Source organism: Kitasatospora sp. NPDC023385 (genome assembly GCF_055664045.1).
Genome location: NZ_JBVOOL010000003.1, coordinates 133,011 through 149,466 on the forward strand (window position 1 = coordinate 133,011; position 16,456 = coordinate 149,466).

Genomic DNA, 16,456 nt, shown 5'->3' on the forward strand with positions numbered 1-16,456 from the left:
AGCGGCGCGGTCGGACCGCGCCGCGACTACGCGAGCGGGTCCGGCGCCGCGGTGATGCCCAGCTTCGCCAGTTCGGCCCTGCCGCCGTCGAAGGCGGTCAGCACCAGCGGGCCCTCCTCGGTGACGGCCACCGAGTGCTCCCAGTGCGAGGCCCAGGTGCCGTCGTTGGTGACGACCGTCCACTCGTCGTCCAGCACGGTGGTGTGCGGGGTGCCCAGCGAGACCATCGGCTCGATCGCCAGCACGGTGCCGGGGACCAGCTTCGGGCCCTTGCCGCGGCCGCGCTCGACGTAGTTCAGCACGTGCGGCTCCATGTGCATCGCGGTGCCGATGCCGTGGCCGCCGTAGCCCTCGGTGATGCCCCACTTGCCCTTCGGCGGCAGCGGCTGGCGGCGGATGTAGCCCTCGATCGCCTTGGAGACGTCGACCAGGCGGTTGTTCTTCTTCATCTGGGCGATGCCGGCCCACATGGAGCCCTCGGTGACCCGGCTCAGCATCTCGACCTCCGGGCGGGCCTCGCCGACGGCCACGGAGATGGCCGCGTCGCCGTGCCAGCCGTCCAGGATGGCGCCGCAGTCGATCGAGATGAGGTCGCCCTCCTGCAGCACCCGGTCGCCCGGGATGCCGTGCACGACCTCGTTGTTCACCGAGGCGCAGATCACCCCCGGGAACCACAGGCCGCCGTGGTGGGCGCGGAAGTTCGAGGTGGCGCCGTGGTCGGTGATGACCTTGTCCGCGATGTCGTTGAGCTCCTGGGTGGTCACCCCGGGAGCGACCGCCTCGCGGCAGGCCTTGAGGGCCTCGGCGACGACCAGCCCGGCCGCTCGCATTTTCGCGATCTGCTCGGGGGTCTTGATCTCCACCATCTGGTCACGCCTTCCAAGTCCGGATTACCACTGCCTACCACCGTACGACGCCGAAACGGCCGGGCCGCCCGCTGGGCGGGCGACCCGGCCGTGCCGTCGTACGTTCGCCGAGAGACTCAGCTGTCCTGCTTCAGCGCCTCGATCGCGCGCTCGGTGACCTCGTCCACCGTGCCGAGGGCCGGGATGGTCACCAGCAGCCCCTGGTCCTGGTAGTAGCCGATGATCGGCTCGGTCTTGGAGTGGTACTCCTCCAGCCGGACCCGCACGGCCTCCTCGGTGTCGTCCGAGCGCTGGTACAGCTCGCCGCCGCACTCGTCGCAGACGCCCTCGGCCTTCGGCGGGTTGTACGCCACGTGGAACACGTGGCTGCCGTTGTTGCGGCACAGGCGACGGCCCGCGATCCGCTTCACGACCTCGTCCTCGGGGACCTCCAGGTCCAGGACGCCGTCCAGCTTGATGCCCTGCTCGGCGAGGAACTCGTCGAGCGCCTTGGCCTGGCCCAGATTGCGCGGGAAGCCGTCGAGCAGGAAGCCGTTGGCGGCGTCGGACTGGAGCATCCGGTCCTTGGCCATCCCGATGGTGACCTCGTCCGGCACCAGCCGGCCCGCGTCCATGTAGCCCTTGGCCTCGAGCCCCAGCGGGGTGCCCTGGCCGATGTTGGCGCGGAACAGGTCTCCGGTGGAGATATGGGGGATGGACAGGGTCTTGGCGAGCAGGTGCGCCTGAGTACCCTTCCCGGCCCCGGGAGGACCAACGAGGACGATTCGCATCAGCGGAGGAACCCTTCGTAATTGCGCTGCTGGAGCTGGCTCTCGATCTGCTTCACAGTTTCGAGTCCGACGCCGACGACGATGAGCACGCTGGTGCCGCCGAACGGGAAGTTGGTCTGCTGTCCGAAGGCGACCAGGGCGATCATCGGGATCAACGCGATCAGGCCCAGGTAGAGCGAACCCGGCCACGTGATTCGGGTCAGCACGTAGTTCAGGTACTCGGCCGTCGGGCGGCCGGCCCGGATACCCGGGATGAACCCACCATACTTCTTCATATTGTCGGCAACTTCTTCGGGGTTGAAGGAGATAGCGACGTAGAAGAAGGCGAAGAAGACGATCAGCAGGAAGTAGGTCGCCATGTAGATCGGGTGGTCACCCTTGACGAAGTTCGTCCGGATCCACGTGGCCCAACCCGCTTGGCTGTTGGTCAGCTGGACCACCAGGGCCGGGATGTACAGCAGCGACGAGGCGAAGATGACCGGGATGACACCGGCCTGGTTCACCTTGAGCGGGATGTAGGTCGAGGTCCCGCCGAACGCCCGGCGGCCGATCATCCGCTTCGCGTACTGGACCGGGATCCTGCGCTGGGCCTGCTCGACGAAGATGACCAGCATCACGACGATGACGCCGACCGCGACGACGGAGAGGAACTCGACCCAGCCGCCGCCGATGGTGCCGGACTGCTTGATCGCCCACATCGAGGACGGGAACTGGGCCGCGATCGAGGTGAAGATCAGCAGCGACATGCCATTGCCGATGCCCCGGTCGGTGATCAGCTCGCCCAGCCACATGATCACGCTCGTACCGGCGGTCATCGTGAGGACCATGACGGCGATCCGGAACACCCCGGTGTCCGGGACGATCTGGTTCGCCACGGGGCAACCGGAGAACAGGGCGCCGCTGGACGCCGTCGCGATGATGCCGGTGCCCTGGAGCACGGCGAGCGCGATGGTGAGGTAGCGGGTGTACTGGGTGATCTTGGCCTGGCCGGCCTGGCCCTCCTTCTTCAACGCCTCCAGTCGCGGGATCACGACCGTGAGGAGTTGGAGGATGATGCTCGCCGTGATGTACGGCATGATGCCGAGGGCGAAGATCGTCAACTGGAGGAGCGCGCCACCGCTGAACAGGTTGACGAGCCCGAAGAGGCCGCTGTTCTTGGTCTCCTTCACGCACTCGTTCACGGCCGTGAAGCTCACGCCCGGCATCGGAATGTGCGAGCCCAGCCGGAACAGCACCATGATGCCCAGCGTGAACAGCAGCTTCTTGCGCAGGTCGGGCGTCTGGAACGCCCGCGCGAACGCACTGAGCACGGTGCCTCCTGCGCCTCCCGCACGTCGTCGGCGGGAGGGTCGGTCCTGAATGGGAGTTTGCGGTACGGGCTCCCGTACAGACGGCACAGGCGAGCCTACGCGCAGCCTACAAGGGAACTCCACGGACTCTAACAGTGCGCAGCCACTCCGAAGAAGCGCGCACGACCCCTCCCCCACTCACGGGGTACGGGATGCCCGGGTTTGCCACACAAAAGAACGACGGCCCCACGGGGCCGTCGACCGCCGACGGCCGCGGCCTCCCGGTTGACGGCCGGAATCGGGCGCCGGCACCCGGGCCGCTCCGGAAAAGGCGCGAGCCCCGCACCTCCCGAAGGAAGTGCGGGGCTCGAAGCCGGGTGTCAGCGGGCTCAGATGAGCTCGTTGACCGTACCGCCGGCGGCCTTGATCTTCTCGGCGGCCGAGCCGGAGACGGCGTCGACCGTCACCTGCAGCGCAACCGAGACCTCGCCGGCGCCGAGCACCTTGACGAGGGAGTTCTTGCGAACCGCGCCCTTGGCGACCAGGCCCTCGACGGTGACCTCGCCACCCTGCGGGTAGAGCTCGGCCAGCTTGTCGAGGTTGACAACCTGGAACGTGATCTTGAACGGGTTCTTGAAGCCCTTCAGCTTCGGCAGGCGCATGTGGAGCGGCATCTGGCCACCCTCGAAGCGCTGCGGAACCTGGTAGCGGGCCTTGGTGCCCTTGGTACCACGACCGGCAGTCTTGCCCTTGGAGCCCTCACCACGACCCACACGGATCTTGTCGGTCTTGGCACCCGGGGCGGGACGCAGGTTGTGGATCTTGATCGGGTTGTCGCCCATGATCAGTCCACCTCCTCAACCGTCACCAGGTGACGGACAGTCTGGGCCATCCCGCGGATCTCGGGACGGTCCTCCTTCACCACGACGTCGTGCATGCGCTTGAGACCAAGCGAACGCAGGGTGTCGCGGTGGTTCTGCTTGCTGCCGATGTACGACTTGGTCTGCGTGATCTTCAGGCGAGCCATCAGGCGCTCACCCCTGCAGCACGAGCCCGCAGCAGAGCGGCGGGAGCCACGTCCTCCAGCGGCAGGCCACGGCGGGCGGCGATCTCCTCGGGGCGCACGAGGCCCTTCAGAGCAGCCACGGTGGCGTGCACGATGTTGATCGCGTTGTCCGAGCCGAGCGACTTCGACAGGATGTCGTGGATGCCGGCGCACTCCAGGACGGCGCGCACCGGACCACCGGCGATAACACCGGTACCGGGGGCGGCGGGCTTCAGCAGCACGACGCCGGCGGCCTTCTCACCCTGGATCGGGTGCGGGATGGTGCCCTGGATACGGGGGACCTTGAAGAAGTTCTTCTTGGCCTCCTCAACACCCTTGGCGATGGCGGCCGGAACCTCCTTCGCCTTCCCGTAGCCGACACCTACGGTGCCGTCACCGTCGCCCACCACGACCAGCGCGGTGAAGCTGAAACGACGACCACCCTTGACAACCTTGGCGACACGGTTGATCGCAACGACACGCTCGACGTAAGCGGTCTTCTCGACGGCGGGGGCGTTGCCCCGGTCGTCGCGCTTACGGTCGCGCCGCTCGCCACCGCCGGTGCCGCCGCCGGCGCCGCTACCGCGGCGCTGGGGTCCAGCCATTGGAATTACCTCTCTCGATTACGTCCGTCGACTGAGCCGACGAGCGGCTTAGAAGTCGAGCCCGGCCTCACGGGCAGCATCGGCCAGAGCGGCGATGCGGCCTGCGTACCGGTTGCCCGCGCGGTCGAAGACGACCGACTCGATGCCGGCGGCCTTGGCGCGCTCGGCGACCAGGCTCCCGACCTTCTTGGCCAGCTCGGTCTTGTCGCCCTCGGCGCCCTTGATGGACACGTCGAGGGTGGACGCCGACGCCAGGGTGTGACCCTTGGCGTCGTCGATGACCTGGGCGACCATGTGACGGTTCGAGCGCGTCACGACGAGGCGCGGACGCACCTCGGTGCCGACGACGCGCTTGCGAACGCGGATCGCGCGGCGCTTGCGAGCGGCGCTCTTGTAGGCGTTGCCCTTGCCGATCTTGACAGAGACGCTCATCGCTTACTTACCACTCTTTCCGACCTTGCGGCGGATGACCTCGCCCGCGTACTTGACGCCCTTGGCCTTGTACGGGTCGGGCTTGCGCAGCTTGCGGATCTTCGCGGCGACCTCGCCGACCTTCTGCTTGTCGATGCCGTCCACGTGGAACTTGGTGGCCGACTCGACGACGAAGGTGATGCCCTCCGGGGCCTCGACCAGGATGGGGTGGCTGTAGCCCAGCTGGAACTCCATGTCGGAGCCCTTCGCCAGGACTCGATAGCCGACACCGCTGATCTCCAGCGACTTGCGGTAGCCCGCGGTCACGCCGGTGATCATGTTCGCCACCAGCGTGCGGGAAAGGCCGTGCAGGGCCTTCGACTGACGCTCGTCGTTGGGGCGGGTGACGAGCAGCGTGCCGTCCTCGCCCTTGCCGATCTCGATCGGCGCGGCGACGTGGTGGGTGAGGGAGCCCTTGGGGCCCTTCACCGAGACCGCCTGGCCATCGATGGTGACGTCCACGCCGGCGGGAACCGGGATGGGCAGCCGTCCAATGCGCGACATTGCTGTACCTCCGTTTCCCGAATTACCAGACGTAGGCGAGAACTTCTCCGCCTACGCCCTTCTTGGCAGCCTGCTTGTCGGTGAGGAGACCCGAGGACGTGGAGATGATCGCCACGCCCAGGCCGCCGAGCACCTTCGGCAGGTTGGTGGACTTTGCGTAAACGCGCAGACCCGGCTTGCTGATGCGCTTGATGCCGGCGATGGAGCGCTCACGGTTGGGGCCGAACTTGAGTTCGATGGTCAGCTTCTTGCCGACCTCGCCCTCGACGGGCTCCTCAACCTTGTAGGAGGAGATGTAACCCTCCTGCTGCAGGATCTGGGCGACGTGCGCCTTGATCTTGCTAGCCGGCATCGCCACGGTGTCGTGGTACGCCGAGTTCGCGTTACGCAGACGCGTGAGCATGTCTGCGATGGGGTCGGTCATGGTCATGATGGCCTCAGGCCTCTCTCGCCATGGTTTCCCCGCACCAGGTCCCCCTGTCGCACTCTCGCGAGTTCGTCAGGGGCACAAGCGCAGGGGACCTACGACGTAGTAAGACTGGGTGCGAGCCCTCCCAGAAGAGGACCACGGACATCCATGGGGAAGCCGTGGCAGGGGGCCCGACCCCACAACCTTACGGGATTCCGCAAGGAGGCCCAAAACGAGCCGGTGTGGGATCGGGCACCTCTGCTCTGTTAGCTGTGCCTAGAGCGCTGGCCCTCTACGGGGAGAGGACTACCAGGAGCTCTTGGTCACGCCCGGCAGCTCGCCGCGGTGCGCCATCTCACGGAGGCAGACACGGCAGAGGCCGAACTTGCGGTACACCGAGTGCGGACGGCCGCAGCGCTGGCACCGGGTGTAGGCCCGGACGCCGAACTTCGGCTTACGCTCGGACTTCGCGATGAGGGACTTCTTCGCCATTGGCTCACGCCTCCTTGAACGGGAAGCCCAGAGCGCGCAGGAGCGCCCGGCCCTCGTCGTCGGTCTGAGCGGTGGTCACGACGGTGATGTCCATACCGCGCTGACGGTCGACCTTGTCCTGGTCGATCTCGTGGAACATAACCTGCTCGGTCAGACCGAAGGTGTAGTTGCCACGGCCGTCGAACTGCTTCGGGGAAAGGCCACGGAAGTCACGGATACGCGGCAGGGCCAGCGACACCAGACGGTCCAGGAACTCCCACATGCGGTCACCACGGAGGGTGACGTGCGTGCCGATCGGCTGGCCCTCGCGCAGCTTGAACTGCGCGATGGACTTGCGAGCCTTGGTCACGGCCGGCTTCTGACCGGTGATCGCGGTCAGGTCGCGGATCGCGCCCTCGATCAGCTTGCTGTCACGGGCGGCCTCGCCGACACCCATGTTGACCACGACCTTGACCAGGCCGGGGACCAGCATGACGTTCTCGTACGAGAACTGCTCGTGCAGCTGACCCTTGATCTCGGAGTTGTAACGCTCCTTGAGACGGGGGGTCACCTTCTCAACAGTCGTCTCAGACATCAGATGTCCTCACCGGTTCGCTTGGCAACGCGGATCTTGTTGCCCTCGTCGTCGAAGCGGTAGCCAACGCGGGTGACGACCTTCTTGCCGTCCTTCTCCACGACCAGCTGGACGTTGGAGACGTGAACCGGGGCCTCGACGGTGACGATGCCACCCTGAGTGCCCGGACCCGGCTTGGTGTGCTTCTTGACCCGGTTCACACCCTCGACCAGGACCTTGTTCTCAGCCGGCATGGCCTGGATGACCTTGCCCTGCTTGCCCTTGTCCTTGCCGGTGATGACCTGAACCAGGTCACCCTTCTTGATCTTCATGCTGTTCGCCATGGGTTAGAGCACCTCCGGCGCCAGCGAGATGATCTTCATGAACTTCTTGTCGCGCAGCTCGCGGCCGACCGGGCCGAAGATGCGGGTGCCACGGGGGTCACCCTCAGTGTTCTTCAGCACGACAGCGGCGTTCTCGTCGAAGCGGATGTACGAGCCATCCGGACGACGACGCTCCTTGACGGTGCGGACGACGACGCACTTGACGACGTCACCCTTCTTCACCGAACCACCGGGGATCGCGTCCTTGACGGTCGCGACGATGACGTCCCCGATTCCGGCGTAGCGACGACCGGAGCCACCGAGAACACGGATGCAAAGGATCTCCTTGGCACCAGTGTTGTCGGCAACACGCAGTCGCGACTCCTGCTGGATCACAGCTTTCTCCTGATCGTCAACGAGAGTCGACGGGCCGGCCGCTGCTCACATCGGCGCCCCTGGGGGGCCCGCTGCACATACGGCCGTACCACATCGGCTTCGTTACTTGGCCTTCTCGAGGATCTCGACGACGCGCCAGCGCTTCGTCGCGGACAGCGGGCGGGTCTCCGCGAGGAGGACCCGGTCGCCGATGCCGCAGGCGTTCGCCTCGTCGTGCGCCTTCAGCTTGTTCGTACGGCGGATGACCTTGCCGTACAGAGCGTGCTTGACACGGTCCTCGACGGCGACGACGACGGTCTTGTCCATCTTGTCGCTGACGACGAGACCCTCACGGGTCTTGCGGAAACCGCGCGTCTCGTTGGTGTTCTCAGTCATCAGGCGTTCTCCACCGTCTCGATGCCCAGCTCGCGCTCGCGCATCAGGGTGTAGATCCGCGCGATGTCCTTACGGACGAGCTTGAGCCGTCCGTGGTTGTCGAGCTGCCCGGTCGCCGCCTGGAAGCGGAGGTTGAACAGCTCCTCCTTGGCCTCGCGAAGCTTGGCAACGAGACCCTCGTTGTCCAGCGAGCGAAGCTCAGCAGCCTTGGTAGCGGCCGACATCAGCTCTCACCGTCCTCGCGCCGGACAATCCGGCACTTCATCGGCAGCTTGTGCGCGGCGCGGGTGAGCGCCTCGCGAGCAACCTTCTCGTTCGGGTACGACAGCTCGAACATGACCCGACCCGGGTGCACGTTCGCGATCCACCACTCCGGCGAACCCTTACCGGAACCCATGCGGGTCTCGGCCGGCTTCTTGGTGAGCGGACGGTCCGGGTAGATGTTGATCCAGACCTTGCCGCCACGGCGGATGTGACGGGTGATCGCGATACGAGCGGACTCGATCTGACGGTTCGTCACGTAGGCCGGGGTGACGGCCTGGATGCCGAACTGGCCGAACGCCAGCTCGGTGCCACCCTTGGCAGCGCCGCGGCGCTTCGGGTGGTGCTGCTTGCGGTGCTTGACCCGACGGGGGATCAGCATTGGGGTCAGGCCTCCGTTCCGGTGTTCTCAGCAGCCGGAGCCTCGGACGCGACCGGGGCCTGAGCCTCGGACGCGGCGGGGCGACGGCCACGGCCACCGCGCTCGCCACCACGGCGCTCGCCACCGCGGGCGGGACGACCACCCTCGGGACGGGCCGGGCGGTTGCCCGAGCGGGCAGCGGCGTTCTCAGCGCGGACCTCGGCGATGTTCTTGACGTCGCCCTTGTAGATCCAGACCTTCACGCCGATGCGGCCGAAGGTCGTCTTGGCCTCGAAGAAGCCGTAGTCGACGTTCGCGCGCAGGGTGTGCAGCGGCACACGGCCCTCGCGGTAGAACTCCGAACGGCTCATCTCGGCGCCGCCGAGACGACCGGAGCACTGGACCTTGATGCCCTTGGCGCCGGACTTCATGGTGCCCTGCATCGACTTGCGCATGGCACGGCGGAAGGAGACGCGGGAGGACAGCTGCTCCGCGACGCCCTGAGCCACGAGCTGGGCGTCCAGCTCGGGGTTCTTGACCTCGAGGATGTTCAGCTGGACCTGCTTGCCGGTCAGCTTCTCCAGGTCGCCGCGGATGCGGTCGGCCTCCGTGCCACGGCGACCGATGACGATGCCGGGGCGAGCGGTGTGGATGTCGACGCGGACGCGGTCGCGGGTGCGCTCGATCTCGACCTTGGAGATGCCGGCGCGCTCCATGCCCTTCGTCATCATGCGACGAATGGCAACGTCTTCCTTGACGTAGTCCTTGTACAGCTTGTCGGCATACCAGCGGGACTTGAAGTCCGTGCTGATGCCGAGGCGGAACCCGTGCGGGTTAACCTTCTGGCCCATTACCGGGTCCCTTCCTTGCTGCTGACGACCACGGTGATGTGGCTGGTCCGCTTGCGGATCCGGTAGGCGCGGCCCTGGGCACGCGGACGGAACCGCTTCAGGGTCGGGCCCTCGTCAACGTACGCCTCGGAGATGTAGAGGTCGTCCACGTTGGAGTGGTTGTAGTTGTGCGCGGCGTTGGCAATGGCGCTGTCGAGCACCTTGCCGACCGGCACGGTGGCGGCCTGCGGAGCGAAACGCAGGACGGCCTGGGCCTCCGTGGCGTTCAGGCCACGGATGAGGTCCACCACGCGGCGGGCCTTCATGGGCGTGACGCGGATGTACCGCGCCTGGGCCCTGGCTTCCATGGTTGTCCCCTTAATGGAGTAAGTCATTGAGTCGTTCTGGCGCTTGAGCTCAGGCGACTTAGCGACGCTTCGACTTGCGGTCGTCCTTGACGTGACCGCGGAACGTGCGGGTCGGAGCGAACTCGCCGAGCTTGTGGCCGACCATCGACTCGGTGACGAACACCGGGACGTGCTTGCGGCCATCGTGCACCGCGATCGTGTGACCGAGCATGCTCGGGCTGATCACGGAACGACGGGACCAGGTCTTGATGACGTTCTGGGTACCCGCCTCGTTCTGAACGTCCACCTTCTTGATGAGGTGGCCGTCGATGAAGGGGCCCTTCTTAAGACTGCGCGGCATCTGACCTGCTCCTAGCGCTTCTTGTTGGTCTTGCGGCGGCGCACGATGAGCTTGTCCGACGCCTTGTTCGGGCGACGGGTGCGGCCCTCGGGCTTACCCCACGGCGAGACCGGGTGGCGACCACCGGAGGTCTTACCCTCACCACCACCGTGCGGGTGGTCGATCGGGTTCATGGCGACACCACGCACGGTCGGGCGGACGCCCTTCCAGCGCATACGGCCGGCCTTGCCCCAGTTGATGTTCGACTGCTCGGCGTTGCCGACCTCGCCGACGGTCGCGCGGCAGCGCGCGTCCACCAGGCGGATCTCACCGGAGGGCATGCGCAGGTGCGCCATCTTGCCCTCACGCGCCAGCAGCTGGATGCCGGAGCCGGCCGAGCGGGCCAGCTTGGCCCCGCCGCCGGGACGCAGCTCCACCGCGTGGATGGTGGTACCAACCGGGATGTTGCGCAGCGGCAGGTTGTTGCCCGGCTTGATGTCGGCGCCAGCGCCGTTCTCGATCCGGTCACCCTGCGCGATGCCGCGCGGCGCGATGATGTAGCGCTTCTCGCCGTCCGCGTAGTGCAGGAGCGCGATGCGCGCGGTGCGGTTCGGGTCGTACTCGATGTGCGCGACCTTGGCCGGCACGCCGTCCTTGTCGTGACGACGGAAGTCGATCACGCGGTAGGCGCGCTTGTGACCGCCACCCTGGTGGCGAGCAGTGACACGACCGGCGTTGTTACGGCCGCCCTTGCTGTGCAGGGGGCGAACCAGCGACTTCTCCGGCGTGGACCGCGTGATTTCTACGAAGTCGGCCACGCTGGAGCCGCGACGGCCCGGCGTAGTCGGCTTGTACTTGCGGATGCCCATTTGGCTCTCTCGTCCTCGTCCTAATCGACGATCACGATCTCCTTGTTCAGGAGACCGGACCACCGAAGATGTCGATGCGGTTGCCTTCGGCCAGCGTCACGATGGCGCGCTTGGTGTCCTTGCGCTTGCCCATGCCCGTCTTGGAGCGCTTGCGCTTGCCCTGACGGTTGATCGTGTTGACAGCCTCGACCTTGACCGAGAAGACCGCCTCGACGGCCTGCTTGATCTGGGTCTTGTTGGCGCCCGGCGACACGATGAACGTGTACTTGTTCTCGTCGAGGAGCGAGTAGCTCTTCTCCGAGATAACCGGCTTCACCAGGACGTCACGGGGGTCCGTGAACGTCTTGCTCGTGATCTCTGCAGCCATCAGGCGGCGCTCCCTTCGAGCTCGCCCTCAGCAGCCACAGCCTTGGCGGACGCGGCCGGACCGGCCACGAAACGCTCGAAGGCGGCCTGGGTGAAGACCACATCGTCGGAGACGAGCACGTCGTAGGTGTTCAGCTGACCGGCGTCCAGGATGTGCACGTGCGGCAGGTTGCGAGCGGACTTGAGGCCCAGCTCGTCCTCGCGCTCGACGACCAGGAGGACGTTCTTGCGCTCGGTGATCTTGCCGAACAGGCTCTTGGCGGCCTTGGTCGACGGCGCCTCGGTCGCGGTCACGTCGGTGATGACGTGAATGCGGTTGTGGCGGGCCCGGTCGGTGAGCGCACCGCGCAGGGCGGCGGCGATCATCTTCTTCGGGGTCCGCTGCGAGTAGTCGCGCGGCACGGGACCGTGCACGACGCCACCGCCGGCGAACTGCGGCGCACGGGTCGAGCCCTGACGGGCGCGGCCGGTGCCCTTCTGGCGGTACGGCTTCTTGCCGCCACCGCGGACCTCGCCACGAGTCTTGGTCTTGTGGGTGCCCTGACGGGCCGCAGCGAGCTGCGCCACGACGACCTGGTGCATCAGCGGAACGCTGACCTTCGCGTCGAAGATCTCGGCCGGCAGCTCGAGGCTGCCGGTCTTGTCGCCAGCCGGCGACAGGATGTCAATGGTACTCATTTTCACAGCCCCTTCGCCGCGGTGCGGACGAGGACGAGGCCGCCGTTCGGGCCCGGGACGGCGCCCTTGATGAGGAGCAGGCCCTTCTCCGCGTCGACCGCGTGCACGGTCAGGTTCTGGGTGGTCACACGCTCGTGGCCCATCCGACCCGCCATGCGCAGGCCCTTGAACACGCGGCCCGGGGTGGCGCAGCCACCGATGGAACCGGGCGAGCGGTGCTTGCGCTGGGTGCCGTGGCCGGCGCCGAGGCCCTTGAAGTTGTGACGCTTCATGACACCGGCGAAGCCCTTGCCCTTGGAGGTGCCGGTCACGTCGACCTTGACACCCGCCTCGAACAGCTCGGCGGTGATCTCCTGGCCCAGGGTGTACTCGGACGCGTCCGAGGTACGCAGCTCGACCAGGTGGCGGCGGGGGGTGACACCGGCCTTGGCGAAGTGGCCCGCGAGGGGCTTGTTCACCTTGCGGGGGTCGATCTCGCCGAAGCCGAGCTGGACGGCGCTGTAGCCGGCCGGGCTGTCGGCGGTGTGGACCTGGGTCACGACATTGGGCCCAGCCTTGACGACGGTCACCGGAACGATCCGGTTGTTCTCGTCCCAGACCTGGGTCATGCCGAGCTTCTCGCCCAGGATGCCCTTAATCTGCTTAGCCATCTTCGGTGCGCCTCTCAGAGCTTGATCTCGATGTCGACGCCCGCCGGCAGGTCGAGACGCATGAGCGAGTCAACCGTCTTCGGCGTGGGGTCGAGGATGTCGATCAGACGCTTGTGAGTACGCATCTCGAAGTGCTCGCGCGAGTCCTTGTACTTGTGCGGCGAGCGGATGACGCAGTACACGTTCTTCTCAGTGGGCAGCGGCACCGGGCCTGCGACCTGCGCACCAGTTCGGATCACCGTCTCGACGATCTTCTTCGCCGAGGAGTCGATGACCTCGTGGTCGTAGGCCTTGAGCCGGATGCGGATCTTCTGTCCCGCCATGGCTACTCAGTAGTCCTTTGTCCTTGGTTACTTCACGACTTCCCCGCCGACCCCCGCGCTCGGGCGTGTCGCCTTCGTGCTTGTAAAAAACCGGCGAAGTAACTCGTCGGTTTCGAACTTCGGGGTGGGGGGTGCCGGGCCGAGACCCCGCTCACGCTTCCCGGAAGATTCCCGTACTTTCGCCCCGCAGCTGCCGTGGCGTAGAACTCACGCTTGACGGCCATCACGGGAACGACGAGTACATGGGACTCGCTTCCAGTCCTCCCGGCGGGAGGCGCGCAGCATCGGTACTCAACCGAGCAACTTGGACATACTGCCACATGGAGCAGCCCGGATGCCAATCGGGGCCGGTGAGGCGCTCCTCACCGGCCCCGATGGGGTGATCACGCAGGTCAGTCCTTGCGCCAGAGCACCCAGCCGTGGTCCTTGCTGTACTTCGCGACGTGCCAGCCCGGCTGCGGCTTCGGCCAGCTGGCCTCCGGCGCGGCGTCCTTGCCGGCCGCCAGCAGCAGCGCGGTGGCCTTCTCCGGCGGGGTGTTGCCGCCCTTGACGTTGTCGGTCCAGACCCGGCCCCAGTAGACCTCGTAGGCCAGCGCCATCCGGGCGCCCCAGTCGAGGTCCCAGTCCAGGACCACGCTGTCGCCCTTGCGCAGGCCGGCCTCCTTGGCCAGGCCGACGGCCTCGTACGTCCGGGTCCTGGCGTGCGGCTCGGCGACGTTGTCGGTGATCGCCACGGTCGCGTAGGCGGCGAACAGCGTCACGCAGCCCACCACGGCGGCGACCACCCGCCGCCCGCCCGCCACCCGCAGCAGCAGGCAGGCGGCCAGCACCGCCAGCGCGCCGAGCGTCGTACGGCCCATGTGCAGGTTGTCCCAGGTCGAGGCGAGGAACATCGCGTCCGGCACGGTCCACGGCAGGGCCCACTGCCTGAGCGCAGCGCCCGCGTACGCGGTGACGGACACCTGGATGATCCCGATCACCACCGCGCCGGCCAGGGCCATCCGCAGCAGCGAGCGCGTCCCGGCCCGGAACAGCGCGGCCAGGCCGACCACCAGGAACAGCGGCACCAGCACGGCGCAGTACCGGGCGTACACCCAGTTGTCGACGCGGTCGGTGTCCGCCAGACCCGCCGCCGAGGCCAGCGCGGTGCCGAACAGCATGGCGACCATGCAGAAGGCCACCACGCGCTCGGCCACCGCGAACCCCCGGTGGAACACGGCCACCACGCACAGCACGAAGGCGACCGCCCCGAAGCCGTACGTGGAGGTCATGAAGTACCAGAGCTGCCCGAAGGTGCGGGCGATGATCGTGCCGAGGTACTTGCTGTCCTCGAGGTTCTCGAAGACCTTGTTGCCGACGGCGCTCGGCGGCACGTCCTTGAACTGGTTCCCGACGAAGCCCGCCAGCAGCTTGGCGCCCAGGACCGACACCCCGAGCGCGCCGATCCCGGCCAGCGAGGACAGCCTCGGCGCCCAGCCGAAGGCCAGCACCACGAGCAGGACCAGCGCGGTCAGCGCCACGACCACGCCGCCGCGGTCGTGAGTGGCCATCGTGTAGCCGGCCGCCAGGCCCATCGCCGCCGCCTGGAGCGCGCGGCCGCGGAACGAGCCGGGCGAGAGCCAGCCGTGCATGGTGACCAGCCAGGCCAGCAGGAGCACCGGGAGAACGGTGTCCGACATGACGAACTGGGAGTAGAAGACCACCGGCGGCACCAGCGCGACCGCCGTCGCCGACAGGTACGCGTGCGGCCGGGACAGGCCCAGTCGGCGCGCGGCCACGAAGACCAGCGGGAAGACCAGCGCGTTGAGCACCGCGTTGATGCCCATGATCAGGTGGTACGCGGTCGCCGGGTTCTCGGCGATCCGCAGCGCCGGCGAGATCAGCAGCGGGTACCCGCCGGGGATCACCACGCCGACGGGCATCTCGGTGGTCGGCCGGCCGGCCAGCACCCTCGCTATCACGAGGTACGAGTCCTCGTCCGCGTGCACCGAGGGGAAGTAGTTGTGGATCGACAGCACCAGCCGGAAAGCCGTCTGTCCGAGGTAGCCGAGCAGCAGCGCCGCCGGCCAGAACCACCGGTGGGCGGCGAGCGCCCGCAGGCGGATCACGGCGGCCGGAGGCGGGGTGGCGGGCGCGTTCTCGCCGTCGTCCTCCCCCGGCCTCCGCCCGTCGGGCGCTTGGGCAGAGTCGATCAGCGGCTGCACCGGGACACATCCCTACCTTGTGTGAGTTGACGATCTCGTCGTGGCGACTCGGGGTGGTGCCGCGAGCTCCAACTCGCCCCACCGCTCTTCGGATCGCACCGGAAGTCTGCCACGCGCCGTTCGGGCGGAGCCAGCACGGCTGCCCCCCGCAGACGACAACGACCGGCTCCGGAGCGGCGGTTCACCCTGCGGGTGCCGCGCCCGGAGCCGGTCGTCCGGCTCAGCCCTCGTGCCGCTTCCCGGCGGTCAGCGCGTGGCGGACCAGGACCTTGGCGCCGTCCCGCTGCCCACGGCGCAGCGCGCCCGGCAGCATGGTCAGCGCGTGCAGGCGGGAGGCGCTGCGGAACCGGGCCGCGCGGGCGGCCTTGGGCCAGCCGCGGGCGTCCATCCGCTCCGCCACGGCGTTGAAGTACCGCTCCGCCTCGGCGAAGCGGGTGCCGGAGAAGGCCTGCACCGAGGACTCGCTCACCGCGTGCCGGCGGTACTGGAAGACGACCGTGGTGTTGTCCACGATCATCTGCTCGCCGCGCTCCAGCAGGTCGACGACCAGGGCGAGGTCCTGGATCACCGAGTACTCGTCGCGGAAGTTGACCGCGCGCAGCGCCTCGCCCCGCCAGCAGATCGACGGGAAGTAGAGCCAGTTGCCGCGCAGCACGCTCGCCGCCAGCTCCTCGCCGCCCATCAGGCGCCGGCCCTTGACGGTCGGGGCGTAGATCCGCTCCTTCACGTTGTCGGCCAGGCCGGTGCTGAGCGCGCCGTTGCCGTCGATCACCTCGACGCCCGGCTGCACCATGCCCACGTCGGGGTTGGCGCGCAGGATCGCCCGGACGGTCTCCAGGTAGTGCGGGTGCAGCAGGTCGTCGCAGCCCATGATGACCACGTGGTCGGCCCGGGACAGCTCCACGCACTTCTGGAAGTTCCTGGTGATGCCGAGGTTCTGCTCGTTGCGCTGGTAGTGCACCCGGTCGTCGCCGAGTCCGGCGAACCAGCCCGGGACCTCCGGCTCCTTGCCGTCGTCGATGACGGTCAGCCGGAAGTCACCGTCGGTCTGCGCGAGGATGCTGCGGACCGCGGCCTGCATCAGTGCCACGTCGCCGTAGTACGGCAGCATGAACTCGAAGGTCGCCAC

26 protein-coding genes are annotated in these 16,456 nt (G+C 67.5%); all 26 read right to left on the reverse strand.

What is annotated here, in order from left to right:
- Window positions 1–26 precede the first annotated feature (26 nt).
- Complete coding sequence (gene map / locus AC0B61_RS06490) at window positions 27–866, reverse strand: type I methionyl aminopeptidase (RefSeq protein WP_471739491.1); 840 nt, start codon at window positions 864–866, stop codon at window positions 27–29.
- A 116-nt stretch (window positions 867–982) separates the two neighbouring features.
- Complete coding sequence (locus AC0B61_RS06495; RefSeq protein ID WP_471739492.1) at window positions 983–1,636, reverse strand: adenylate kinase; 654 nt, start codon at window positions 1,634–1,636, stop codon at window positions 983–985.
- Complete coding sequence (gene secY, locus AC0B61_RS06500) at window positions 1,636–2,946, reverse strand: preprotein translocase subunit SecY (RefSeq protein WP_471739493.1); 1,311 nt, start codon at window positions 2,944–2,946, stop codon at window positions 1,636–1,638. The genes AC0B61_RS06495 and secY overlap by 1 nt, the downstream gene beginning before the upstream one ends.
- A gap of 368 nt (window positions 2,947–3,314) precedes the next feature.
- Entirely contained in the window at window positions 3,315–3,767 is a 453-nt protein-coding gene (gene rplO / locus AC0B61_RS06505; protein ID WP_471739494.1) for a 50S ribosomal protein L15, read from the reverse strand.
- 2 nt (window positions 3,768–3,769) lie between these two features.
- Complete coding sequence (gene rpmD / locus AC0B61_RS06510; RefSeq protein ID WP_030251557.1) at window positions 3,770–3,952, reverse strand: 50S ribosomal protein L30; 183 nt, start codon at window positions 3,950–3,952, stop codon at window positions 3,770–3,772.
- Window positions 3,952–4,575 carry a 30S ribosomal protein S5 gene (rpsE, locus tag AC0B61_RS06515; RefSeq protein WP_030055834.1) on the reverse strand — a complete coding sequence of 208 codons (624 nt, stop codon included), beginning with the start codon at window positions 4,573–4,575 and terminating at the stop codon, window positions 3,952–3,954. The genes rpmD and rpsE overlap by 1 nt, the downstream gene beginning before the upstream one ends.
- Window positions 4,576–4,623: 48 nt before the next feature.
- Window positions 4,624–5,007, reverse strand: a complete 384-nt coding sequence (gene rplR / locus AC0B61_RS06520; protein WP_030280785.1) for a 50S ribosomal protein L18 — start codon at window positions 5,005–5,007, stop codon at window positions 4,624–4,626.
- 3 nt (window positions 5,008–5,010) lie between these two features.
- Window positions 5,011–5,550, reverse strand: coding sequence for a 50S ribosomal protein L6 (gene rplF / locus AC0B61_RS06525; RefSeq protein ID WP_471739495.1), 540 nt, complete (start codon window positions 5,548–5,550; stop codon window positions 5,011–5,013).
- A gap of 22 nt (window positions 5,551–5,572) precedes the next feature.
- Window positions 5,573–5,980 carry a 30S ribosomal protein S8 gene (gene rpsH / locus AC0B61_RS06530; protein ID WP_030232489.1) on the reverse strand — a complete coding sequence of 136 codons (408 nt, stop codon included), beginning with the start codon at window positions 5,978–5,980 and terminating at the stop codon, window positions 5,573–5,575.
- A gap of 285 nt (window positions 5,981–6,265) precedes the next feature.
- Window positions 6,266–6,451, reverse strand: a complete 186-nt coding sequence (locus tag AC0B61_RS06535) for a type Z 30S ribosomal protein S14 (RefSeq protein WP_030055830.1) — start codon at window positions 6,449–6,451, stop codon at window positions 6,266–6,268.
- Between the two features lie 4 nt (window positions 6,452–6,455).
- Window positions 6,456–7,025, reverse strand: coding sequence for a 50S ribosomal protein L5 (gene rplE / locus AC0B61_RS06540; protein WP_471739496.1), 570 nt, complete (start codon window positions 7,023–7,025; stop codon window positions 6,456–6,458).
- On the reverse strand, window positions 7,025–7,336 hold the full coding sequence (rplX, locus tag AC0B61_RS06545; RefSeq protein WP_030232484.1) for a 50S ribosomal protein L24: 312 nt from the start codon (window positions 7,334–7,336) through the stop codon (window positions 7,025–7,027). Before rplX ends, rplE begins: the two co-directional genes overlap by 1 nt.
- Window positions 7,337–7,351: 15 nt before the next feature.
- The gene (rplN, locus tag AC0B61_RS06550; RefSeq protein WP_030232481.1) at window positions 7,352–7,723 is read right to left on the reverse strand and encodes a 50S ribosomal protein L14; all 372 of its coding nucleotides are present in this window, start codon (window positions 7,721–7,723) and stop codon (window positions 7,352–7,354) included.
- Between the two features lie 102 nt (window positions 7,724–7,825).
- On the reverse strand, window positions 7,826–8,098 hold the full coding sequence (gene rpsQ, locus AC0B61_RS06555; protein ID WP_030055826.1) for a 30S ribosomal protein S17: 273 nt from the start codon (window positions 8,096–8,098) through the stop codon (window positions 7,826–7,828).
- Window positions 8,098–8,322: a 50S ribosomal protein L29 gene (gene rpmC, locus AC0B61_RS06560; RefSeq protein ID WP_030232478.1), complete on the reverse strand. Its 225-nt coding sequence runs from the start codon at window positions 8,320–8,322 to the stop codon at window positions 8,098–8,100. The genes rpsQ and rpmC overlap by 1 nt, the downstream gene beginning before the upstream one ends.
- Window positions 8,322–8,741: a 50S ribosomal protein L16 gene (gene rplP, locus AC0B61_RS06565; RefSeq protein ID WP_030232476.1), complete on the reverse strand. Its 420-nt coding sequence runs from the start codon at window positions 8,739–8,741 to the stop codon at window positions 8,322–8,324. The genes rpmC and rplP overlap by 1 nt, the downstream gene beginning before the upstream one ends.
- 5 nt (window positions 8,742–8,746) lie before the next feature.
- Entirely contained in the window at window positions 8,747–9,571 is an 825-nt protein-coding gene (gene rpsC, locus AC0B61_RS06570; protein WP_471739497.1) for a 30S ribosomal protein S3, read from the reverse strand.
- Window positions 9,571–9,918, reverse strand: a complete 348-nt coding sequence (gene rplV / locus AC0B61_RS06575; RefSeq protein ID WP_030232471.1) for a 50S ribosomal protein L22 — start codon at window positions 9,916–9,918, stop codon at window positions 9,571–9,573. Before rplV ends, rpsC begins: the two co-directional genes overlap by 1 nt.
- 58 nt (window positions 9,919–9,976) lie before the next feature.
- Entirely contained in the window at window positions 9,977–10,258 is a 282-nt protein-coding gene (rpsS, locus tag AC0B61_RS06580; RefSeq protein ID WP_030232469.1) for a 30S ribosomal protein S19, read from the reverse strand.
- Between the two features lie 11 nt (window positions 10,259–10,269).
- A complete protein-coding gene (rplB, locus tag AC0B61_RS06585) occupies window positions 10,270–11,106 on the reverse strand; it encodes a 50S ribosomal protein L2 (RefSeq protein ID WP_030232466.1) in 837 nt (278 codons plus the stop codon).
- A gap of 46 nt (window positions 11,107–11,152) precedes the next feature.
- On the reverse strand, window positions 11,153–11,473 hold the full coding sequence (gene rplW / locus AC0B61_RS06590) for a 50S ribosomal protein L23 (protein ID WP_030232464.1): 321 nt from the start codon (window positions 11,471–11,473) through the stop codon (window positions 11,153–11,155).
- Window positions 11,473–12,150 (reverse strand): 50S ribosomal protein L4, encoded by a 678-nt coding sequence (gene rplD, locus AC0B61_RS06595; RefSeq protein WP_471739498.1) that lies wholly within the window; start codon window positions 12,148–12,150, stop codon window positions 11,473–11,475. The genes rplW and rplD overlap by 1 nt, the downstream gene beginning before the upstream one ends.
- 2 nt (window positions 12,151–12,152) lie before the next feature.
- Window positions 12,153–12,800 carry a 50S ribosomal protein L3 gene (rplC, locus tag AC0B61_RS06600; protein WP_030232459.1) on the reverse strand — a complete coding sequence of 216 codons (648 nt, stop codon included), beginning with the start codon at window positions 12,798–12,800 and terminating at the stop codon, window positions 12,153–12,155.
- Window positions 12,801–12,814: 14 nt separating this feature from the next.
- Window positions 12,815–13,123 carry a 30S ribosomal protein S10 gene (gene rpsJ / locus AC0B61_RS06605; RefSeq protein ID WP_012785157.1) on the reverse strand — a complete coding sequence of 103 codons (309 nt, stop codon included), beginning with the start codon at window positions 13,121–13,123 and terminating at the stop codon, window positions 12,815–12,817.
- A 392-nt stretch (window positions 13,124–13,515) separates the two neighbouring features.
- Window positions 13,516–15,327: a hypothetical protein gene (locus AC0B61_RS06610; RefSeq protein ID WP_471739499.1), complete on the reverse strand. Its 1,812-nt coding sequence runs from the start codon at window positions 15,325–15,327 to the stop codon at window positions 13,516–13,518.
- Between the two features lie 220 nt (window positions 15,328–15,547).
- Window positions 15,548–16,456: a glycosyltransferase family 2 protein gene (locus AC0B61_RS06615; RefSeq protein WP_471739500.1), complete on the reverse strand. Its 909-nt coding sequence runs from the start codon at window positions 16,454–16,456 to the stop codon at window positions 15,548–15,550.